Annotated in this window: 19 protein-coding genes; 9 read left to right on the plus strand and 10 right to left on the minus strand. The window is 62.2% G+C overall.

The window, feature by feature from the left end; all coding sequences use genetic code 11:
- The first annotated feature begins 225 nt into the window (after positions 1 to 225).
- The 4 genes from FCL40_RS02805 to FCL40_RS02820 all read left to right on the plus strand — a co-directional run bounded on the left by FCL40_RS02805 (position 226) and on the right by FCL40_RS02820 (position 3,562).
- Complete coding sequence (locus tag FCL40_RS02805; protein WP_136851124.1) at positions 226 to 1,446, plus strand: S1 family peptidase; 1,221 nt, start codon at positions 226 to 228, stop codon at positions 1,444 to 1,446.
- A 9-nt stretch (positions 1,447 to 1,455) separates the two neighbouring features.
- Positions 1,456 to 1,995 carry a hypothetical protein gene (locus FCL40_RS02810; protein WP_136851126.1) on the plus strand — a complete coding sequence of 180 codons (540 nt, stop codon included), beginning with the start codon at positions 1,456 to 1,458 and terminating at the stop codon, positions 1,993 to 1,995.
- A 107-nt stretch (positions 1,996 to 2,102) separates the two neighbouring features.
- Complete coding sequence (locus FCL40_RS02815) at positions 2,103 to 2,912, plus strand: DUF2797 domain-containing protein (protein ID WP_136851128.1); 810 nt, start codon at positions 2,103 to 2,105, stop codon at positions 2,910 to 2,912.
- A gap of 161 nt (positions 2,913 to 3,073) precedes the next feature.
- On the plus strand, positions 3,074 to 3,562 hold the full coding sequence (locus FCL40_RS02820; protein WP_136851129.1) for an outer membrane beta-barrel protein: 489 nt from the start codon (positions 3,074 to 3,076) through the stop codon (positions 3,560 to 3,562).
- 56 nt (positions 3,563 to 3,618) lie between these two features.
- Here the strand turns inward: FCL40_RS02820 and FCL40_RS02825 are convergent, their stop codons facing one another.
- The 3 genes from FCL40_RS02825 to pyrB all read right to left on the minus strand — a co-directional run bounded on the left by FCL40_RS02825 (position 3,619) and on the right by pyrB (position 5,516).
- Entirely contained in the window at positions 3,619 to 3,996 is a 378-nt protein-coding gene (locus FCL40_RS02825; RefSeq protein WP_136851131.1) for a hypothetical protein, read from the minus strand.
- Between the two features lie 131 nt (positions 3,997 to 4,127).
- Entirely contained in the window at positions 4,128 to 4,589 is a 462-nt protein-coding gene (pyrI, locus tag FCL40_RS02830) for an aspartate carbamoyltransferase regulatory subunit (protein ID WP_136851133.1), read from the minus strand.
- 3 nt (positions 4,590 to 4,592) lie between these two features.
- Positions 4,593 to 5,516 (minus strand): aspartate carbamoyltransferase, encoded by a 924-nt coding sequence (gene pyrB, locus FCL40_RS02835; protein WP_136851134.1) that lies wholly within the window; start codon positions 5,514 to 5,516, stop codon positions 4,593 to 4,595.
- A gap of 253 nt (positions 5,517 to 5,769) precedes the next feature.
- On the opposite strand from pyrB, the gene phbB reads away from it, so the two are divergent.
- Complete coding sequence (gene phbB / locus FCL40_RS02840; protein ID WP_136851136.1) at positions 5,770 to 6,507, plus strand: acetoacetyl-CoA reductase; 738 nt, start codon at positions 5,770 to 5,772, stop codon at positions 6,505 to 6,507.
- A gap of 63 nt (positions 6,508 to 6,570) precedes the next feature.
- On the opposite strand, the gene hemL is transcribed toward phbB, so the two are convergent.
- Together hemL and FCL40_RS02850 are read right to left on the minus strand one after the other, a co-directional pair.
- The gene (gene hemL / locus FCL40_RS02845) at positions 6,571 to 7,857 is read right to left on the minus strand and encodes a glutamate-1-semialdehyde 2,1-aminomutase (RefSeq protein ID WP_136851378.1); all 1,287 of its coding nucleotides are present in this window, start codon (positions 7,855 to 7,857) and stop codon (positions 6,571 to 6,573) included.
- 258 nt (positions 7,858 to 8,115) lie between these two features.
- Complete coding sequence (locus tag FCL40_RS02850) at positions 8,116 to 9,795, minus strand: chloride channel protein (RefSeq protein WP_229360255.1); 1,680 nt, start codon at positions 9,793 to 9,795, stop codon at positions 8,116 to 8,118.
- 41 nt (positions 9,796 to 9,836) lie between these two features.
- Here FCL40_RS02850 and FCL40_RS02855 point away from each other — a divergent pair, with 41 nt between their 5' ends.
- Together FCL40_RS02855 and erpA are read left to right on the plus strand one after the other, a co-directional pair.
- On the plus strand, positions 9,837 to 10,595 hold the full coding sequence (locus FCL40_RS02855) for a DUF6776 family protein (protein ID WP_136851138.1): 759 nt from the start codon (positions 9,837 to 9,839) through the stop codon (positions 10,593 to 10,595).
- 56 nt (positions 10,596 to 10,651) lie between these two features.
- The gene (erpA, locus tag FCL40_RS02860) at positions 10,652 to 11,002 is read left to right on the plus strand and encodes an iron-sulfur cluster insertion protein ErpA (RefSeq protein ID WP_136851140.1); all 351 of its coding nucleotides are present in this window, start codon (positions 10,652 to 10,654) and stop codon (positions 11,000 to 11,002) included.
- A 634-nt stretch (positions 11,003 to 11,636) separates the two neighbouring features.
- Here erpA and FCL40_RS02865 read toward each other — a convergent pair.
- The 3 genes from FCL40_RS02865 to FCL40_RS02875 form a co-directional block, all read right to left on the minus strand.
- A complete protein-coding gene (locus FCL40_RS02865) occupies positions 11,637 to 14,435 on the minus strand; it encodes an immune inhibitor A domain-containing protein (protein ID WP_169306980.1) in 2,799 nt (932 codons plus the stop codon).
- 577 nt (positions 14,436 to 15,012) lie between these two features.
- Entirely contained in the window at positions 15,013 to 16,113 is a 1,101-nt protein-coding gene (locus tag FCL40_RS02870) for an anhydro-N-acetylmuramic acid kinase (RefSeq protein WP_136851144.1), read from the minus strand.
- On the minus strand, positions 16,110 to 17,435 hold the full coding sequence (locus FCL40_RS02875) for a peptidoglycan DD-metalloendopeptidase family protein (protein ID WP_136851146.1): 1,326 nt from the start codon (positions 17,433 to 17,435) through the stop codon (positions 16,110 to 16,112). Before FCL40_RS02875 ends, FCL40_RS02870 begins: the two co-directional genes overlap by 4 nt.
- 136 nt (positions 17,436 to 17,571) lie before the next feature.
- On the opposite strand from FCL40_RS02875, the gene tyrS reads away from it, so the two are divergent.
- Together tyrS and FCL40_RS02885 are read left to right on the plus strand one after the other, a co-directional pair.
- The gene (tyrS, locus tag FCL40_RS02880) at positions 17,572 to 18,759 is read left to right on the plus strand and encodes a tyrosine--tRNA ligase (protein WP_136851148.1); all 1,188 of its coding nucleotides are present in this window, start codon (positions 17,572 to 17,574) and stop codon (positions 18,757 to 18,759) included.
- A 116-nt stretch (positions 18,760 to 18,875) separates the two neighbouring features.
- Positions 18,876 to 19,259, plus strand: coding sequence for a hypothetical protein (locus FCL40_RS02885; RefSeq protein ID WP_136851150.1), 384 nt, complete (start codon positions 18,876 to 18,878; stop codon positions 19,257 to 19,259).
- On the opposite strand, the gene FCL40_RS02890 is transcribed toward FCL40_RS02885, so the two are convergent.
- Together FCL40_RS02890 and FCL40_RS02895 are read right to left on the minus strand one after the other, a co-directional pair.
- A complete protein-coding gene (locus tag FCL40_RS02890) occupies positions 19,260 to 19,787 on the minus strand; it encodes a nuclear transport factor 2 family protein (RefSeq protein ID WP_229360256.1) in 528 nt (175 codons plus the stop codon).
- Complete coding sequence (locus tag FCL40_RS02895) at positions 19,787 to 20,419, minus strand: trimeric intracellular cation channel family protein (RefSeq protein WP_136851152.1); 633 nt, start codon at positions 20,417 to 20,419, stop codon at positions 19,787 to 19,789. Before FCL40_RS02895 ends, FCL40_RS02890 begins: the two co-directional genes overlap by 1 nt.
- Between the last annotated feature and the right edge of the window lie 20 nt (positions 20,420 to 20,439).

A 20,439-nucleotide genomic window follows, 5' to 3' on the forward strand; every position in this document is an offset into this window, starting at 1 on the left:
CCGGTGCAGAGACGGCAGCCCATGGGCTGCCGTTTTTTGTTGGCGTAAAGCACTGCTTAACAAGATGATCTTCTTGCTGTTGTCAGGACTAAAGGGCAAGATGTTGCCCCTGTGATGCGCCATTGTTGCGCATTTTGGGGCGTACCATCACCCGGGTGAGTGGCCGCCCCGCTCTTCGGCCGCCATCTGTCCTGGCCGGCCTTCGCAACATGACAAGGAATTTGAATGCGAATAGCCAAGCTGCTTGTGGGGGTGCTCCTCACTCTTACCCTGGCCGGCTGCGCCAATACCAAGCTCAGTGCCAACAGGCTGCCCAAGGGGGTGAAGGTCAACAAGTCGGTGGTGCTGCCGGTCACCGTACCCCTGGCCTACTATCTGCCGCCGGCGGAGCTGGCCAACCGCTTCTATCTGGACTCCTGGAATGTCTGGCTGGAGCCGGGCAAGGCCCTGGAGGGCGGTGTCAAGGACGCCTTTGCCGCCTACTTTTCCGATGCCAGGCCGCTGGATCGGGATTCGGCGCTGCCCTATGGGCTACTGATCGACATCGATCCCAAGTGGCAGTTTGATGGTGGCAAGATCACCATGGTGCTGACCTACAAGGTGTATGATGCCGGGCATCGGCTGCTGAGAGAGGGCAGTCAGTCGCACTCGGCCTCCATGGGCAGCATCGGCAATGAGGCCGCCTGGTACAATGCCACCCTGAGGGCCAGCCAGCGGATGGTGGTGGATCTGCTGAATACCATCAAGCCCGACGCCCAAAGCCTCGTCGCCCGCCGTCCCATGAGCGAAGCGGATCCGACGCTGTTGGTCAACATGAAGGAGCCGGTGGCCACCGGCACCGGTTTCTACATCAATGCTCAAGGACAGGCGTTGACGGCCGCCCACGTCCTCAGGGAGTGCATGGTGGCCAAGGTGATCGTCGGTGAGCATGAACAGGATGCTCGCATCAGCGCCCGCTCCCCGCTGCTGGACCTGGCGGTGGTTGACACAGGTACCCGCACCCGGAATTATCTGCCGCTCCGCCGTGACACCGAGTTGTTGCTGGGGGAGCCGGTCACCAACGTGGGCTATCCCCTGCAGGGGATCCTGGCGGCCTCCCCCAACCTGACCCGGGGCAATGTCAGCTCCCGCACCGCCCTCAAGGGCTCGGTGGGGCTGTTCCAGTTCTCCGCGCCGATCCAGCCCGGTTCCAGCGGTGGTCCCGTGGTCTCCGATGGCGGTGAGCTGCTGGGAGTGACCGTCAGCACCATCAATCCCGCCAAGCTGATCGAATCCGGAGTGCTGCCCCAGAACGTCAATTTTGCCCTAAATGCCCGCTATGTAGAGAGGTTTCTTACCAAGCATCAGATCCCCTTTGTCCAGCGGCAAGCCAATCTGCAGGGGGATATCCGGGTGGCCAACCAGGCCGCACTCTCCTCTGTGATCAAACTGGTCTGTTACCAATAAGGAGGGAGTATGAGACACCTATTGATTGCCCTGGCCATGGCGGCACTCTCCGGCTTGGCCCCCGCCCAGGGGCGGGAGCTGCCCCCGATGATGTACCTGACGTCGCTGAACCTGGATAGCCTGCTGGAGAGCCTGAAGCAGAAACCGGAGTTCGCCCGGCTCAATGGTGAGCTGATCGGCAGTCCGCTGCGGCTGGTGGTCAGCCATGAGTTCGAGATGACCGCCGGCGGCTCCGCCGCCGGACTGACTTCGGCGATGCTGGCGGGGGGCTCCCTGGGCCTGCTGCCCGTGGTGACCAACAACGATCTGGTGATCACCTACGACATTCGGGTTCACAACCGCAGTGTCAGCAAATACCGCTTCCGGGAGAACTTCACCGAGGCCAAGAACATCTACGCCAATCAGGGCAATACCGCCCTGGCCAAGGAGGCGGCGGCCTGGGTGCTGACCACGGTGGATCCCTTCCTGGAGCAGATGAACGCCGATCCCAAGGTAGCCGAGTTGCTCGAGGAGTATCGGTTCTACTTCGGCGATCAGCCTCAGCCCTGAGGCTGGGCAGGCGCTGAGCAAACGGCAGGGGGAACGCCTCTGCCGTTTTTGCTTTATGGGGGGGGCTGATACACTGGCGTGATAACCCCAAGGAGACAGTAGGACCCATGCAAGGAACCCTGAAGAAGATGAGCAGCCGCCTGGCGGGCGTGGTGGAGTATGACCTGAGGCTGGGGGAGGAGAGCCTGCCCCTGAACTCCTACATCGGCAGGCACCTGACCCTGGAGTATACCGGCAGCATCTACTGCGACGCCTGTGGCCGCAAGACCAGCAAGAGTTTCTCCCAGGGACACTGTTTCCCCTGCATGAAGAAACTGGCCCGCTGCGACATGTGCATCATGAAGCCGGAGACCTGCCACTTTGCCGCCGGCACCTGCCGCGAGCCCGAGTGGGGCGAGGCCCAGTGCATGGTGCCCCACTACGTCTACCTCTCTAACACCTCCGGACTGAAGGTGGGGATCACCCGCCATACCCAGCTGCCCACGCGCTGGATCGATCAGGGCGCTACCCAGGGGCTGCCGATCCTCAAGGTGCGCAGTCGCTATATCTCCGGCCTGGTGGAGGTGGCCCTGGGGGAGTTTATCGCCGACAAGACCAACTGGCGGGCGATGCTCAAGGGCAACAACGAGGCTCTGGACCTGCGCGCCCAGGCCCACTGCCTGCTGCCTCAGATTCAGCAGCGCCTGCAGGCGATCACCGCGGAGTTCGGCGAGGACGCCATCGAGGTGCTGGACGAACCTGTGGTGGAGATCCACTACCCGGTGACCGAGTTCCCCGCCAAGGTCACCACCTTCAATTTCGACAAGACCCCCAGGGTGGAGGGGACCCTGCTGGGGATCAAGGGGCAGTACCTGATCTTCGACAGCGGGGTGATCAACTTGCGCAAGTTTACCGGTTACGAGGTCCGGCTCCTCTAAGCTGGGTCTGTTGACGCCGCCGCTACTTACCATTCCTTACACAGTGGCAGGCGATTTCATTGCCAAAGTAATTGATTTTAATCGGGCTTTATCTGAATATCGTGGGGACAACGAGTTCGGGGGCGGAGAGGGCTCCGCCCTGTCTTTTCAAGGAGTAGAACATGAAGAAGATGGTACTGGCCGCCCTGGTGGCGTCTCTGCCCATGGCGGCTTCCGCCAACTGGATTGTCGGTGCGGAGTATGCCCAGATGTCCGACGATGACATTGATCTGGGGGCGCTGGTGATCAATGCCGGTTTCCAGCATGATTATCAGAACGGCTTCGTGGTGACCCCCTCCCTGCACCTGGGATTCGGGGTGAAGGATGACTCTTTCGGCCCAGTCGATGTGGATCTCAACAGCCTTTACGGCGTCGAGGTTCGCGGTCAGTTCAACTTCGAACAGGGCGCCTATCTCTACCTGGCGCCCCGTTACACCAACTTCGATGTGGAAGCGGAGTTGGCCGGTAACAAGGCGAGCGAGGATGACTGGCAGTTTGGCGCCGCCGTGGGCCTGGGCTACCAGTTTACCGATGCCATGGCCGCCGAGTTCGGCTTTACCTCCTATGAGGATCTGGACCAGTGGTCCCTGGGGCTGCGTTTCAATTTCTAAGCCTCCGCAGCCACAAAAAAGCCGCCCATTGGGCGGCTTTTTGGATCATGGGCACCTCAGTCCTCGAAGGTGGCGTCCCAGTCACCGTAGTTCTCGTCGCCGGCGTAGATGGTCAGCTCGGGCTTGCTGCCCAGGGCGGCCTCGATGATCCCCGCCAGGCGTGCGGCTTCCTGCTCCACCTTGGCGTCCTTGGTGTAGAAGTGGATCGCCACGTGGTACTGGTTGTTGAAGTAGGCCAGGAAGGTGCCGACGTTGTCGTTGGCGGCGGCGAAGACCGCGTCATCCAGTTTGTCGAACTGTTCCAGATCGGCGGCGAAGCGGATGTGGATGCAGGTGGAGGCAAACTCGCCGATGCCCATCTTCTTCAGGTGACGGGGCTTGTGGTGGCGCTTCACTTCGGGTTTGGCAAATTCCGCGACTGGGATAATGTTCATGGGGCCTCTCTTCTGGGCACGGGAAGTTGAATTAGGGATCGCCTTGCGATCGGGTCGCTACTTTAACCAAGCTGGGGCCCGCAGGCAAGCGGCCCAAGGGGAAAGGCCGGGGCTTGCCCCGGCCCCTGGGCTCAGTTGAGTTCGGAGAAGAGCCGGGTCTGGAAGCTCTTCTCGCAGAAGTGGCACTTGAGGGTGGTGCCGGTGTGTTTCTCGGTGACGTAGAAACGGGTGGCCACGGTCTCGTGGCGGGTGATGCAGTTGGAGTTGGGGCAGCGCAGCACGCCGCCGATGGCATCGGGCAGCTGTACCTTGTACTTGTTAACCACCTTGAAGTCGCTGATCTCGTTGATGGTGGCTTCGCTGGCAAACAACGCCAGCTGGTTGGCCTGCTCCACGGTAAACACCGTGTTCTCCACCTTGATCAGGTCCTTCTTGCTGCTGTCGCCGCTGCGCAGGTTGAGGCCGACGGTGATCCTCTCATTCTTGTCGGTGAGCTGGAAGAACTTGAGGATGCGCACACCCATGCCTGCGGGGATGTGGTCGATGACAGTACCTTGCTCAATGGCTTCCACTTTCAGCTTGTTCTTGGACATGGTTTACAGCTCCTCCTTCAGCACCAGGGCCAGCAGTGACTGGCGGGCGTAGACACCGTTCTCCGCCTGCTGGAAGTAGTAGGCGTAGGGGGTGTGGTCCACATCTGTGGTGATCTCGTCGACGCGGGGCAGCGGATGGAGGATCTTCAGGTTCTCTTTCACCCCCTCCAGCATGGCCGCGGTCAGCACGTACTTGGACTTCATGTGCTGATATTCGGTGGGATCGAAGCGCTCCTTCTGCACCCGTGTCATGTAGAGCACATCCAGTTCCGGCAGCACCTGGTCCAGGTTTTCGACATGGGTAAATTGGATGCCGGCCTCGCTGAGCTCCTCACACAGATAGTCGGGCATCCTAAGGGCCTCTGGAGCCACAAAGTAGAACTGGCAGCCGAACAGGGAGAGGGCCTGGGCCAGGGAGTGGACGGTGCGGCCATACTTGAGATCGCCGACGAAGGCCACTTTCAGCCCCTCCAGGGTGCCCTGGGTCTCGTAGATGGAGAACAGATCCAGCAGGGTCTGGGTCGGGTGCTGGTTGGCGCCGTCGCCACCGTTGATCACCGGTACCGAGGAGTACTCGCTGGCCAGGCGGGCGGCACCCTCCTGGGGGTGGCGCATAAAGAAGGCGTCACTGTAGGAGGAGATCACCTGCACCGAGTCCGCCAGGGTCTCCCCCTTCTGGGCCAGGGAGGTGTTGCCGCCCGAGTCGAAACCGATCACCGTGCCGCCAAGACGCTGGACGGCGGTCTCGAAGGAGAGTCGGGTGCGGGTGGAGGCTTCGAAGAAACAGCTGGCGATTACCTTGCCGGCGAGCAACTGGGGTCTGGGGTCCTGCTTGATCGATTGGGCGGTGGAAACGATCAGTTCCAGTTCGGTTCGGGACAGGTCCGCAATAGAGATGATGTTCTTGTTATAGAGAGGGTTTGTCATGCTGATTCCCTAGGTATCGGCATTCACCGACGTGCCTGCAGGCCAGGCACAGCCGGAAGGCGATTATAGCAGCGTTCAGGGTTTAATCACACACCTCTGTGTCCCTTTCAGACCAGTTTAACCGTTTCATAAGCTCGGAATTTCTCTCGACGGCTGTGGTGAGCAGGATTCATCGTCCGGTCATCTGCCCGTCTTGTTGTTGTCATCTCGCTGGCGTCTGTTAGGCACTGAGATTAAGCAAGGAGAGTCTGCAATGGACAACGCAGTGGCTTTGGTTACCGGCGGAACCGGTGGCATCGGGACGGCGGTCTGCCGGGAGCTGGAACAACAGGGGTTCAAGGTGGTGGCGGGATGCCGTGATCTGGATAAGGGCCGGGTGTGGCAGCGGGCCCAGCGTGAGGCGGGCCACGACATTGAGCTGGTGGCGCTGGATGTAAGCGACTACGAGTCCTGTTTCCACGCCTACATCAGTACCGAGGAGGTCCATGGACCGGTGCAGGTGCTGGTGAACGCCGCCGGCATCACCCGGGACAAGGTGCTGAAGAAGATGACCCCGGATCTGTGGCAGCAGGTGATCGACACCAACCTGACCGGCACCTTCAACATGTGCCGCATCGCCGCCAGTTGCATGGCAGAGCGGGGCTATGGACGCATCATCAACATCAGCTCGGTCAACGGCCGCAAGGGGCAATTTGGTCAGGTGAACTACGCCGCGTCCAAGGCGGGGATCCACGGTATCACCATGTCCCTGGCTCAGGAGCTGGCGCGCAAGGGGGTGACGGTCAATACCCTGTCTCCCGGTTATGTGATGACCGAGATGGTGGCCAAGGTGCCCGCCGAGGTGCTGGAAAGCATCACACGGCAGATCCCGGTCGGCCGCCTGGGTACCCCGGAGGAGATCGCCCACTCGGTGGCCTTCCTGGCGGGTCGGCGCTCCGGTTTCATCACCGGCAGCGATCTCTCCGCCAACGGCGGCATGCACATGTATTGACCGGGCCACCTACGACAAAGGGCAGCCCTTGGGCTGCCCTTTTTGGGTTGGTGTCGGTTCGGATCAGCCGGCGATCTTGGCCAGCACCCGCTCGGCGGCGGCGATGGTGGCGTTGATGTCCTCGTCGCTGTGGGCCATGGAGAGGAAGCCCGCCTCATAGGCGGAGGGCGCCAGGTTCACCCCCTCCTCCAGCATGCCGTGGAAGAAGGCGTTGAACTGCTCCATGTTGCACCGGGTCACCTGGTCGTAGCGGGTGATCTTCTCCTCTGAGGTGAAGAACACGCCGAACATGGCGCCGACATAGTTGACGCTCATGGGCACACCGGCCTTGTCGGCGGCGGCCTTCAGCCCCAGGGCCAGCTTCTCGGTCTTGGCGGCCAGGGCCTCGTAGATGCCGGGTTCGCGCAGCAGTTTCAGCTGGGCCATGCCGGCAGCCATGGCAATGGGGTTGCCGGATAGGGTGCCCGCCTGGTAGACCGGGCCGGCGGGGGCCAGGTGCTGCATCACGTCGGCGCGGCCGCCGAAGGCGCCCACGGGCATGCCGCCGCCGATCACCTTACCCAGGCACACCAGGTCAGGACGGACACCGTAGTGGCCGTGGGCACCGGTCAGGGAGACGCGGAAACCGGTCATCACCTCATCGATGATCAGCAGGGCGCCGTGCTCGTCACACAGGGCGCGCAGGCCCTCCAGGAAGCCCTCTACCGGTGGGATGCAGTTCATGTTGCCGGCCACCGGCTCCAGGATGATGCTGGAGATCTGACCGGGGTTGGACTCGAACAGCGTCTTGACGGAGTCCAGATCGTTGTAGGTGGCGGTGAGGGTGTGCTTGGCGAAATCCGCGGGGACGCCCGGGCTGGTGGGTTCGCCGAAGGTCAGCATGCCGGAGCCGGCTTTCACCAGCAGGCAGTCGGCGTGGCCGTGGTAGCAGCCTTCGAACTTGATGAACTTGTCACGGCCGGTGAAGCCCCGGGCCAGGCGCAGGGCGCTCATGGTGGCTTCGGTGCCGGAGTTGGCCATGCGTACCTGCTCGACATGGGGCAGGATGTCACACACCAGCTCAGCCATCTCCACTTCGGCGGCAGTGGGGGCGCCGAAGGAGAGGCCGTTGTTGGCGGCCTGAACCACGGCGTCACGAATGGCAGGGTGGTTGTGGCCCAGAATCATCGGGCCCCAGGAACCCACATAGTCGATGTACTGCTTGCCGTCCACGTCGTACAGATAGGCGCCATCGGCGCGCTCGATAAAGACGGGAGTGCCGCCCACACCTTTAAAGGCGCGTACCGGTGAGTTCACACCGCCGGGGATGGTCTTTTGAGCCTGTTCAAACAGCGATTCGGAGCGATTCATCATTATCCTTCCTGGGTAGGGCGGCGGGCGCCCGCTAACGGTATTGAGTTGGTGATCCGCACCCTAGTGGGCGGATACCGGAAACTGTGTGCATGGTATCGACAAACGTCGGCCGATGACAGTTCCCCTGCAAAGGCGCAAGGGTGGCATTTTGTGACCTGGGTTGGCAAGGATCTCCTGCCGAGCTTGCGGGAGGGCTCACTTTCCTCCTTTATTGCAAGTGGTTGTGCCCGTGTCCCTCTCCAGGGGCGATCCTCCCTAGAAGTGCTTGGTCCTCAGCGCCTGGCGCAGCATGGACCAGGTGATCACTCCAACCGGGTGGTCCGGGCTGCTGTCGTAGATGAACACCGCCTTCTGCCGGTTGCGGTTGAGCAGCTTGTGCACTTCCGCCAGGGTGGCAGTCATCGGCAGGGGAAAGGCATCGGTACGCATCAGCGGGGTATCGTCGTCGTAGTTGGCGTGCAGGGTCACCAGCTCACAGCGGTCGCTGTGGCGCAGCAGCAGCCGCTGCTGATCGGCATCGCTCATCAGTTTCAGCAGATCTTCGTCGCTCTGGTTTGGGGAGCCGATGACAAACTGACGGTCGGCCAGGGCCATTACCCCGGTTTTCTGCAGTCCCGCCTCCGTGGGGGAGACCCGGTACTCCAGCCCCATGGCATCGAGCTGGCTGAGGAAGATGGAGCGGGAGCCGAACACCGAATAGGCCAGCAGGTAGGCGGGCAGAGTGACCAGCAGTGATGGCAGAATGATGGAGGCGTTCTGGGTCAGCTCCAGCAGGGCCAGCAGGGCGGCCATGGGGGCATGCAGGCACACGCCCATCATCGCCGTCATCCCCAGCACCGCGTACAGGGGGACATAGGGTTGGAGCTGGGGAAACATCGGCGTCAGTCCCCAGGCGATCAGGCTGCCGAGAACGGCGCCGATGCCGTAGAGGGGGCCGATGATGCCGCCGGGTATCCCCAGGCCGATGGCTGCCCAGGTGGCCAGGATCTTGGCCCCCAGCAGGGCCAGCAGCAGCAGCAGCCCAGGATGGTCGCCGAGGGCGATGGCCACGGCGGCGTGCTCGGTGCCCAGGGCCTGGGGTAATTGCAGGCTGATGAGGGCGGTGAAACCGCCTGCCAGCAGCAGCTTCAGGGTCACCGACCAGCGTTTGCTGACATGGGTGATAAAGAGCAGCCCGTGGCTGAAACCGGCGGCCATGCCGCCGATGAGCAGCCCGGTAAGCAGCAGCAGCGGATACTGGGCCACCGGAAACACCTCGACGACGAGGTGGTCATAGAGGTGGATGTTGCCGTAGACACTCTGGGTGATGACACTGCCGGTGACCGAGGCGATCAGGATCGGCAGGAAGGTGTGGATGCGGTATTCCCGCAGCACCACCTCCAAGACGAACAGCACCGCTGCCAGCGGAGAGTTGAAGGTGGCGCTGATGCCGGCGGCGATGCCGCAGGAGGCCAGCACCGACAGGGCGTTGTCTGGCAGGTTCCAGCGGCGGGCAAAGCCGGTGGCCACCGCCGCGCCCAAATGGACCGCCGGCCCCTCCCGGCCGACTGAGAAGCCGCTGGCCAGGGCGATCACCGCGCTGGCGAACTGGTTCATGGCGCTGCCCAGCGGCAGGCTGCCGTAATGAACCTTGATGCGGTGGATCACGTAGGCGATGCCCAGGCGGCGATATTTGCTGGCGGTGAAGGCGGCAATCAGGGCGATGGCACCGGCGCCGGCCACGGGAAGAAGCGCTCGCCACATTGGCGGCAGGTCGCTAAAATCGTCAGGGCTGTTCAGGATCAGCCCCTGGCCGAGCTCGATCATAAACCGAAACAGCAGCAGGAACAGACCTGCTGCCAGACCCACCAGCAGACCCAGCAGGCAGAGATGCACGCTGAGTTTGGCTTGGGACAGGGTCTGGGGGCTGTTGCGGAACATGGTAAAAAGGGTCATTTCAAGTGACTAAAGCTTAACAATAATCAAGACGTTTCACTATGCAGAATTGGAAACATCGCTGGCACGCTCTCAAACATTATGAACAGCAGTTCCATCCCAGGGGGCTGGTGCTCCTGCTGATACTGGGGCTGGCGGTGTCCTTCGGCTACCTGCTGTCACTGCCGCAACAGCTGATGCAGGGCGGGCTGCGTAATGAACTCCAGGCTCAGATCTCCCTGCAGCAGGAGCGGATCCGTTCCCTGATCGAGTCCGGGGCGGCCCTGGAGATCGATCTTCAGACGGAGCGCCAGTCACAGGCCGATACCGTGGCGATGATGGCCACCCTGCAGGGGCAGGTGGACCGGCTCAACACCGAACTGATCTTCTACCGCAACATCATGGCGCCGGAGAAGAGCGCAGACGGGGTGGTGATCCATGAGCTTGCGATGGAGCAGATCGGCGACAGCGACCATTACAGGTATAAGTTGGTGCTGACCCAGCAGAAGAAGCGCAGAGGCTTCTCCAAGGGCCGGGTGGCGGTGAGTCTCCAGGGCAGTCGCAACGGCAAGCCGGTGACCTACAGCCTTACTGACCTGGGGGTGGAGGCGAAGACCCTGAGCTTCTCCTTCCGCTACTTCCAGGAGCTGGAAGGGGCCTATCGTCTGCCGGAGGGGTTCGTCGCCGACCAGGTGCAGGTGAGGGTAAGTCTCAGCGGCAGCAGCAAGGGGGGAACCACAGAGCAAGTTTACCCCTTCCTGGAGTTGACCGGTGTCGGGTTTGAAGAGGAAACTTCCGCCGCCAACGGGGAGAAAACTTGAACCTAACACTCGGGTATTGGATAATCCGCGCCAGAGTGTCGTTTTCGAGGTAACCAATGACAGCTGCAGCAGAACAAGCCATGCCCATCCAGTTTTCCGATGCCGCCGCACTGAAGGTGAAGGGACTGCTGGAGGAGGAGGAGAACCCGAACCTGAAACTGCGGGTGTACGTCACCGGCGGTGGTTGCAGCGGTTTCCAGTACGGTTTTACCTTCGATGAGAAGGTGAACGATGGTGACACCACCATCGACAAGGAGGGGGTTACCCTGGTGGTGGATCCCATGAGCTTGCAATATCTGGTCGGCGGCACCGTGGATTACACCGAGGGGCTGGAGGGCAGTCGCTTCTTCGTCAACAACCCCAATGCTACCACCACCTGTGGTTGTGGTGCCTCCTTCTCCATCTGAGCCATCGACGCGACCCAGGGGCGCCTCAAGGGCGCCCGTCAGACACCGATCCCCCGCCCTCTGGCGGGGGATGTTGTTTGGGGCACTTGTTGTTCCCCGGTAACCCTGGCAAACCCGCCGCCACCCCCCTCCTGCGTCCTGGTCAAGCTTCCGTCAAGCGCAAAAAAGGACTGTGCCTTAAATAATTGTTGTTCACCAACCAACCCTACTCTTGTTGCGCTTAGCAAGAGCCTGTAAATCTTCTTTAAGGAGAAGATCAGGAACCCGCGCCTGTCGAAATCAGTATCGAGCATGGAGAGATCCTGGGGGCCCCATAACACCCTGGCAAACACAGCCTCTGGATACCGGCATGACCGTGCTGGAGGAAGTCGTAGAGGGTTGAATCCACTCTGTAGGAACCTGAAAATTACTCCTGAGCCTTGCAACCAGGTGCTCCCTGTACCACAGGAACAATCGTCACCCTGACGCACGTCAGGGTCCGGTGTCTGTTGAAACGAGCACCAATTCCCCATTCATGTTTGAGTGTGTCATGACATGGGTTAGCCCGGTAAAGCCAAGGCATTGCCTAACTTTAACAGCTCACTCAGACACAGCCCAAACAAGGCGCCCCGGGGGCGCCTGCTCTCTGAATCGGTTAACGCCGCAGCCTGCGTCCCAGCAGGGGCAGCAGCATCAGGGTGAACCACCCCAGGCTGCCGCCACCGCCGGAGCTGGAGCCGCCGGTGCTGCCACTGCCGCTGTTGTCGGCGATGGTGATCGATCGGGTGATGGTCTGGCTCTGCTTTGCTGCGTCGGTCATGGTCAACTGAACTTGGTAGGTGCCCGCCGAGGCATAGGTGTGGCTGACGCTGGCGCCGCTGGCGTCGCTGGCGCTGCTGTCATCTCCGAAGTGCCACTGGTAGCCGTAGGGCGCCAGGCCACCGCTGACGTCGGCGCTGAAGCTGACGCTGTTGCCATTGATACTGGCGTTGATGCGGCCGGAGAGTGGCTCGATGGCTTGCTCGCGGACCTCGACCTGGCGGCTGCTTTCCAGCATCTGGCCCGCCTCGTCGATGACGGTTAGGGTCAGGGTGTAGGTGCCGTCGGCCGGGTAGGTGTGGCTGATGGCGGCGGTGTGGTACACCTTGCCGTCACCGGTCTCCCAGGTGTAGCTGGGGCTGCCCTGGCCGTTTTCCGCCGTGGCCTGGGCCGTGAGGCTGAGGGCGTCGGTGGCGTGGGTCAGTTCGGTCAGGGCAAAGGCGGTGCCGCTGTAGCTCAGCGCCACGGTGGCGGTGGCCGAATCGTCGGCCTGTTCGGTGACGGCCATCTTCAAACCCATCTTGGGCAGCACCAGTCCCGACTGGGGCTGGCCGGGGGCGCTGTAGTCCAGGGCGTCGTCAAACAGTGAGACCGGCTCCAGGCTGGGATCGTTGTAGACCGACTTCTGGGCGAATCGGCTGAAGGCGGCGTCCTTGATCTGGATCTGGGTGCCCTGGTCGGGGATCAGTATCTGGTCCGCGTCCACCACCCCGGTAAAGCCGTAGCCTGGGTGAGGGCCGACGTTGTTGTCCGAGTAGGCGCGGTTGTAGTACCAGACTAGCACCCCGGGATCATAGGGGCTGACGGCCAGGCCGGCATCGTTGTTGACAAACTGGCGCAACTGAATGAAATAGCCGTGGCCGGCGCCGGGCAGTTGATCGGTGATCCGCGCGAAGCCGTCCAGAGTCATCGCCTGGGCGGTTTCGGCGCTGCTCTGCCAGACGGGGGTGTCGCCGTTGCTGATGGCCAGGTCGTCGGCAACGAAGCCGTAGCCGCCGGCAGATTCATCGGTGACATACCTCATGGACAGGGTGATCTCCTGGCCGGCGTAGTCGCCGAGATCAAAGCTGAGGGTGACCCAGCCGGCATCGCCCTCGGCATCGGCGAGATCGGCGGAGTTGCCGGTGTAGTGGGCTCCCAGGTTGGCGTAGACCGTATTGATGGCAGTAGCGTAGCTGCCGGAGAGGGGGGCGCCGTTGACCAGCACCTGCAGATAGTCGTACTCCTGTTCTATTTGCCAGTGGGCCTTCATAGTCAGGGTCGGCCTGCCGGCCGGCAACGTCAGCGTCACCTGGGCGCTGTGGCGCAGGTCGTGACCGGCACCTGAGTAGTACTGCAGCTTGCCGCTGTAGGGGGCATGGAAACTTTCCAGCTTGGGGGGCAGCGGCAGGGTCAGCTGGTTGGTACCGATGTGGTTGACGGCGCTGACCAGGGTGTGGCTGCTGGGGGTGCTGCTCAGTTGGTCCAGCTCCAGGGCCTGGTTGTTGATCCAGTTGCCGCCATAGCGGTTCTGCAGGTAGTCCCGGGCCCAGGCGCTCATGGAGGAGGGCTGGCTGCCGGCCGGGTTTCCGGTCCAGCTGCCGCCGGACATCAGCGACCACAGACCGACCGGGGAGCCGTGCTCGCTGTAGTCGGTGTCATACTCATCGGGTAGGCCCAGATCGTGACCAAACTCGTGGGTGCAGACGCCGGCGGCGGCATCGATGGGCTGAATGGTGTAACCGAACACCCGGTAGCTGCTGTCGGGAATCTGCTTGGGCAGCCGGCGGTCATCGAAGACGAAGTAGCGGTGAGACCAGATGGCGTCTTTGCCCAGGTAGCCGCCACCGGCCTCCTCACCGATGCTGGAGTGGAACACCATGATGTGATCGATGATGCCGTCCGGTTCATCGACGTTGCCGTCGCCATCGATGTCGTACTGATCCTCTTGGTCAAACTCCGCCAGGTTGACGTCACCGCGGGCCACCAGCTTGGAGATCGCTTCGAACACCAGATCGCCCACAGGACCGTCGTTGTCTTCACCGACGGGACCGCCGTAGTAGGCGGCGTTGTGATCGGCGCGGACCCAGTCGAACACCTTGCCGCCGAAGTCGAAGCTGCCGCCGGACTCCTCGGTATAAAACTGGCGGGCGGACTGCAGGGTCTGGCCGGTGGGGCCGGGGAAGCCGTTGCTGGAGAACAGCAGCTTGTCGTAGTGAGCGGCCGTGTAGCTGGGGTAGTACATGTCGGTGTCTGCCACCGTCAAACGGTTGTCGTCATGGGGCAGGTCGGGGAAATCCACCAGGATCCCCAGTACCTTGACCGACTTGCCACTGTCTTGGGCGTAGTGAGGCAGTGCCACCGCCTTGAGCCCGGTGGACTTAGACAGAGGCCGGGCGGCGATCGGCGCCAGGGAGACCCCCTTGACCCTGGTGTCGGAGTTGAAGGCTCCGGAGGTGAATTTCCGCAACTTGGCGTCGATCTGCTCCCGGGTCGAGACGTCGTCGATCTCCCCCCGTTTGGTCATCCAGTACTCGATGCGTTCGTGGTTGATCACCCCGGGATCGGCCAGTTGCACCGGCCGTGGGGCCGCCAGCAGCGAGGGGGTTACGCCCGCCGCGATAAGGGCGGCGGTCAATACACTGAGTCTTTGCATAGGGTTCCCTAAATTGCTATCCATGGTCCTGGCCCTGGCCGGGACCCCATCTGTTGTCTCGACGGTGACCGGGGACGGGACTCTCCCGAGGTCCCCGGAGCGATTGCCGAGTTGTGTCGTCCTGCTGAGGGTAAAGGAGAACAACTTCCTGTTTTTATTCGGTTACCAGTGTGAGCTGCAGACACTGGCCTGTATGGAGTCTCATCACTTTGTGGTCGAATTTACAATTAAATCACGCGTTAGTGTATCTTAAATTAATATAAAACAAAGATTTGTAGTGAGGGTGTGACAATTGCTTACATAGCTGAAACGGTCAATCCGGGAAAAAGGAGTGTGCCAATGACGGGGTATCTGTCGTTGCCTCAGTGGCCCGGTGGCCTGTCTCGCCGGCCCTGGTCCTGTTACCCGGTGCGGGACCGCCGAGATTGAGATTGGCTCGGGATGGGCAATGAGGCGCGGACAGGGGCGGCGTCAGTGTCATCCCTGGGTGGGATGGCCGGTTGACGTCGTGATGTTGAGGGGAGCCTCTGGCCCGGTGGGGCGCTCCGCCAGGGTCCGACCCCGTCTCGAGCAGGGGCTATCCGGCCGGGGTCAGGCTGCCCAGCACCGCCGGGCGCCGGGCGCCGGTGGCCGAAGGCAGGTTGCCGGGCAGGCCCTCCACATGACGCATCGCCAGCCAGGCGAACGCCATTCCCTCCACCCACTGGGGGGGGACACCCAGGGCGTCGGTGGTCTGAATTCTGTGACGGGGCAAGGCTTGGCCCAGTTGGCGCACCAGCTGACCGTTGAAGGCGCCGCCGCCGCAGAGGTAGAGGTCACAGTCGGGACTCAGCGCCAGGATCTCCCTGGCCATGGTGTCCACGGTGAACGCCAGCAGGGTGGCCTGGATATCCTCAGGGGCCAGGTTCATAAAGGGCTCCAACTGGTAGTTGAGCCAGGCCTGGTTGAACAGCTCTCGGCCGGTACTCTTGGGGGCGGGCTGGGCAAAGTAGGGGTGGCTCATCAGGCGCTTGAGCAGTTCGGGCTGGACGCGGCCCCGGCTGGCCATGGCACCATCTTTGTCATAGGGTTGCTGGATATGCTGGCGGGCCCAGGCGTCCATCAGGGTGTTGCCCGGCCCGGTATCGAACCCGAGAACCGGCGTATTGTCGCCCGGCAACCAGGTGATGTTGGCGATGCCGCCGATGTTGACGATGATCCGCGGCTTGTCGTCGCTGAACAGGGAGAGGTGGAAGGCAGGAACCAGGGGGGCCCCCTGCCCCCCCAGGGCGATATCCTTGCGACGGAAATCTGCTACCACATCGATGCCGGTTTCCACCGCCATGGTGTTGGGATCCCCCAGCTGCAGGCTGAAGCCGTTGAGGCCTTCGGGTTGGTGGCGCACCGTCTGACCGTGGCTGCCGATGGCGCGGATATCCTCAGGTGCCAGGCCGCTTTTGGCCAGGAGCCCGTGCACCGCCTGGGCAAAGGCCCGGCCCACCTGGCGGTCCACATGGCCGAGTCGGTTAACCTCATCCTCTCCGGTGCTGCAGAGTCGATGCAGCTGTTCCAGCAGGTGGGGGTCATACTCATGGGTATGACTGGCCACCATCACCGGATGACCGCTCTGAAACTCCACCAGCACCGCATCGATGCCATCCATGCTGGTGCCCGACATCAGGCCTATGTATCTGCTCATTGCATTGCCACCATAACTTGCTGACGGTGTTTCAGCAGCGCCAGCTGCTCCTCGGCCCGGACCAGGAAAGCGGCCCTCTCCTTGCGGGCGATGTCCGCCGCTTCCGGCAGCGTGACCTTGCGGGGATTGCGATGTACGCCGTTGACCAGGAACTCGTAATGGAGGTGGGCCCCGGTGACCCGGCCGGTGGCACCCAGCAGACCGATGGTCTGCCCCTGACGCACCCGCTGACCCTGTTTCACCTTGCGTTTGCTCAGGTGCAGGTACTTGGTGACGTACTTGCCACCGTGCTGGATGAAGACGTAGTTGCCATTGAGCTTATTGTAGGCCGACCTGGTCACTTTGCCGTCGCCGGCCGCCATGATGGGGGTGCCCACCGGGGCCACATAGTCGGTGCCGTTGTGGGGGCGGACCCGCTTGGTAACCGGGTGCAGCCGCCTTGGGTTGAAGTTGGAACTGACGTAGTTGAACTGCACCGGCGCCCTCAAAAACGCCTTGCGCATCGCCTTGCCCTTGTCGGAGTAATAGTTGCCGTCACTGTGGCGCACCGCCCTGAAGGTGTCTCCCTGATTGGTGAACTCCGCCGCCAGGATCTTGCCGTCGGAGACATAGTGACCATCGATAAACTCCTCCTCGTAGAGCACCGCGAAGCGGTCTCCCTGGCGGATGTCCAGGGCAAAGTCGATGTCCCAGCCGAAGATGCCGGCCAGGCTCATGATCTGGTTGGGGCTCATGCCGGCGCCGATACCGGCGTTCCAGAAGTTGCTGTCGATCACCGCCGAGGCGAAGGCGGTGCGCAGCTCCACCTCCTTGCTTTCCATCCACTCCCGGTAGCCGTCGCCGTCGGCGGCGATCAGCAGGGTGGTGCGGGCGTCGATGGCGTATTTCAGTTGCTTGAGATCGCCCAGTGCATCGCGTCCCAGCAGGATCTCCTGGCCGGGCATCACCTTGGTGAGCCGTTTGCCGGCTTCACTCAACTGGGTGATGCGGTAAAGCTGCTGGGGGCTGAGGCCGGCGCGGTCGAACAGCTTTGCCAGGCTGTCCCCCGGCTGAACGGTGAAACTGCGCCACTCCAGGGAGGCGCCCCCTTCGCTGCCGTTCTGGGAGGGGGGCAGTTCCAGGGGAAGCGGCAGGCGCTGGTGGATGGGAAGCGGAGTGTGGAAGTCGGCGGCCAGGTCGCTGCCGGAGGGGAGCAGCAAGCTCACCAGCATCAGCAGCAGGGCAGATGTCAAACCGATCCTGTGGGGGCGCGGCAGCACCTTCAGGGTGCCGACAACGCCGGTAAGTAGCCTGGAATTACGGCGCTTTTTCTCTCTGATCATCTCTTTGTGAAGGTCATTCCCCAAAAACAATGGGGATTTGGCCGGAACCGCCTAGTCTACACCCTTTCCTTTATTCTGCCTAACCAGTAACATTGACCTCTTTGTTGAAAGTTGAAACACCGTCGGAGTGGCCTTGATGAGTGAGTTGGAACGGGCACTGGCAGAGATTCGCCGTGGTACCGAAGAGATCCTTGTAGAAGAGGAACTGGTTGAGAAGCTGAAGCAGGGTAAGCCCCTGAAGGTGAAACTGGGCGCGGATCCCACGGCTCCGGATATCCACCTGGGTCACACGGTGATCCTCAACAAGCTGCGTCAGTTCCAGGAGCTGGGTCACGAGGTGATCTTCCTGATTGGGGACTTCACCGGCATGGTCGGCGATCCCTCCGGCAAGAACAGCACCCGCCCGCCGCTCACCGAGGACCAGGTGCTGGCCAACGCCGAGACCTACAAGGAGCAGGTGTTCAAGATCCTGGATCCGGCCAAGACCCGCATCGAGTTTAACTCAAGATGGTTGGGGGATATGGGCGCCGCCGGCATGCTGAAACTGGCCTCCAAGCAGACCGTGGCCCGGATGCTGGAGCGTGACGATTTCAAGAAGCGCTATGCCAGCGGCCAGTCCATCGCCATCCATGAGTTCATGTATCCGCTGCTGCAGGGCTGGGATTCCGTGGCCCTGGAGGCCGACGTGGAGCTGGGCGGTACCGATCAGAAGTTCAACCTGCTGATGGGCCGTGAGCTGCAGAAGGAGGAGGGGCAGCGCCCGCAGACGGTGATCACCATGCCTCTGCTGGTGGGACTGGATGGGGTCAAGAAGATGTCCAAGTCCGCCAATAACTACATCGGCGTCTCCGAACCCGCCAACGAGATGTTCGGCAAGATCATGTCCATCTCCGATGATCTGATGTGGAACTACTACGAACTGCTCTCCTTCCGTCCCCTGGAGGAGATCGCGGGGCTCAAGAGCGAAATGGCGGCCGGCGCCAACCCCCGTGACATCAAGATTGCCCTGGCCAAGGAGATCATCGCCCGCTTCCACGATGAGGCGGCGGCGGAAGCGGCCCACCAGGATTTCATCCAGCGTTTCCAGAAAAACGCCATCCCCGATGAGATGCCTGAGGTGAGTCTGCAGGCCGGTGTGGGCATCGCCAACCTGCTTAAAGACGCCAACCTGGTGGGATCCACCAGTGACGCCATGCGGATGATTCGCCAGGGTGCGGTGAAGATCGACGGTGAAAAGGTCGAGGACACCAAGCTGGTGCCCGAAACCGGCACCGCCGTCTACCAGGTGGGCAAGCGCAAGTTTGCCCGGGTTACCCTGGCGTAAGGCTTCGCCGACACTGAGCCGCCCGCCCGGGCGGCTTTTTTGTGTCCGTTCGGCGGATGAGCCACTTTCACCCGACTCGGGTATGATCGGGCTAGGGCGGCAACTGGGGAGGCAGTGTGTGGCAGAGTAACTGGCAAACGGCGATGATGGGGGCCCTGGTCGGTCTGAGCGCGGTGGCGCTCTCCCTGCCGATGTTGGCGCTGACCCAGGAGCTCGGGGCGCTGTTGCCCGTGCCCCACTGCTATGCCGTGTCGGTGATCGCTGATGCCCTGCTGGCCTACGCGCCCATGTGGCTGCTGCTGGCCTGGTTCAGCTATCGCCTGGTCACCCTGGAGGCGGGCGCGTGGATGCTGGTGGGGTCTGCGGCGGCCGCCTATCTGGCACTGCCGCTGCTGGTGGGCAGTCATTGGTATCTGGCCAGCTGGATCTGGTCCCAGCCCTCCGCCCTGATGGCCCAGCTGCTGGGGGTCTCTCTGGGGCAGTGGCTGGCCCGGCGCTGATCACTGGCTGGCCAGCTGGTCCCTCATGGCGTCGTAATCCAGCAAATCCAGGTGCTTCTTGATCCGCTTCTCCTCCATATCCAGCTCCAGGGTGGTGACCCCGGGGATGGTCAGCTCGATGGTCTGTCCCGGTTTGCCAAACAGGTCGCCCCGACTGCGGTAACGGTAGGTGCCGATCAGCACCACCAGGGAGCCGGAGTGGAAGATGTGGTCCGGCTCGAAACTGTAGGCAAGGGTGTAGACATGGATGCGCCTGAGGAAGGTGAGGATGTCGGTGGCGCCGTTGACCTTCTTACCTGCGGTCTTGTCCTCGAACTCGGTCTCCCTGCTGTAGAAGCGATTGAGGGTGTTGTAGTTGCGTTCGGTCAGGGCCTGGATGTACTCCCGGGCCAGTCGGATCGCTTCCGGCACCTGGGGCTCGGCGGCCTCATCACTCTGCGGTTCATCGGGAACGATGTCGGCGCCGGCGGCCTGGGCCGTCAGCGGCAACAGCAGGACTAGAACAATTCCGAAGACCAACGCTGGCACTACTCCTCCTTGGACGGTTCGTTAAGTTCGAAGGCGGGCAGAGACAGGTGCCAGTAGATGGCGGAGACCCGGATCACCAGGGCGCCGGCCATGGCGATCACCATCGCCGGGATCTGCGCCATACCCATTTGAATGGAGAGTGTATACAAAATTCCGCCTGCGATGGAAGCGGTGGCGTAGATCTCCTTGCGCAGCACCAGTGGTACCTCTCGGCAGAGCAGATCGCGGATCATTCCACCCACCACGCCAGTCATCACCCCCATCATCACCGCGATCAGCGGAGAGGCGCCAAAACTCAGCGCCTTCTGGGCACCGATGACGGTGAACAAGGCCAGCCCGAAGGCGTCGGCCAGCTGAAACCACATGCCGGACAGGCGCCTGGGACAGCGCACCAGGGTCATCACCAGCAGGGCGGTGACCAGCACCACCCAGATGTAGTTGGTGTCATGGATCCAGAATACCGGGGTGGCGCCGAGGATGGTGTCGCGGACGGTGCCACCCCCGATGGCGGTGACCGCCGCCAGCACGGAGACCCCGAAGGGATCCATCCTCAGCCGACCGGCGGCCAGGGCTCCGGAGACGGCGAACACGGCGGTGCCAAACAGGTCGGCATAGTAGACGAAATGGGTCACGGTTCAGTTCCCTAGATGGA

This window comes from Ferrimonas sediminicola (assembly GCF_005116715.1).
Classification (GTDB): Bacteria; Pseudomonadota; Gammaproteobacteria; order Enterobacterales; family Shewanellaceae; genus Ferrimonas; species Ferrimonas sediminicola.

Excerpts from the sequence above, each read along its gene's own strand:
- FCL40_RS02805 (WP_136851124.1), top strand. The coding sequence starts at position 226 with ATGCGAATAGCCAAGCTGCTTGTGGGGGTGCTCCTCACTCTTACCCTG.
- FCL40_RS02810 (WP_136851126.1), top strand. The coding sequence starts at position 1,456 with ATGAGACACCTATTGATTGCCCTGGCCATGGCGGCACTCTCCGGCTTG.
- FCL40_RS02815 (WP_136851128.1), top strand. The coding sequence starts at position 2,103 with ATGCAAGGAACCCTGAAGAAGATGAGCAGCCGCCTGGCGGGCGTGGTG.
- FCL40_RS02820 (WP_136851129.1), top strand. The coding sequence starts at position 3,074 with ATGAAGAAGATGGTACTGGCCGCCCTGGTGGCGTCTCTGCCCATGGCG.
- FCL40_RS02825 (WP_136851131.1), bottom strand. The coding sequence starts at position 3,996 with ATGAACATTATCCCAGTCGCGGAATTTGCCAAACCCGAAGTGAAGCGC.
- pyrI (WP_136851133.1), bottom strand. The coding sequence starts at position 4,589 with ATGTCCAAGAACAAGCTGAAAGTGGAAGCCATTGAGCAAGGTACTGTC.
- pyrB (WP_136851134.1), bottom strand. The coding sequence starts at position 5,516 with ATGACAAACCCTCTCTATAACAAGAACATCATCTCTATTGCGGACCTG.
- phbB (WP_136851136.1), top strand. The coding sequence starts at position 5,770 with ATGGACAACGCAGTGGCTTTGGTTACCGGCGGAACCGGTGGCATCGGG.
- hemL (WP_136851378.1), bottom strand. The coding sequence starts at position 7,857 with ATGAATCGCTCCGAATCGCTGTTTGAACAGGCTCAAAAGACCATCCCC.
- FCL40_RS02850 (WP_229360255.1), bottom strand. The coding sequence starts at position 9,795 with ATGACCCTTTTTACCATGTTCCGCAACAGCCCCCAGACCCTGTCCCAA.
- FCL40_RS02855 (WP_136851138.1), top strand. The coding sequence starts at position 9,837 with ATGCAGAATTGGAAACATCGCTGGCACGCTCTCAAACATTATGAACAG.
- erpA (WP_136851140.1), top strand. The coding sequence starts at position 10,652 with ATGACAGCTGCAGCAGAACAAGCCATGCCCATCCAGTTTTCCGATGCC.
- FCL40_RS02865 (WP_169306980.1), bottom strand. The coding sequence starts at position 14,435 with ATGCAAAGACTCAGTGTATTGACCGCCGCCCTTATCGCGGCGGGCGTA.
- FCL40_RS02870 (WP_136851144.1), bottom strand. The coding sequence starts at position 16,113 with ATGAGCAGATACATAGGCCTGATGTCGGGCACCAGCATGGATGGCATC.
- FCL40_RS02875 (WP_136851146.1), bottom strand. The coding sequence starts at position 17,435 with ATGATCAGAGAGAAAAAGCGCCGTAATTCCAGGCTACTTACCGGCGTT.
- tyrS (WP_136851148.1), top strand. The coding sequence starts at position 17,572 with ATGAGTGAGTTGGAACGGGCACTGGCAGAGATTCGCCGTGGTACCGAA.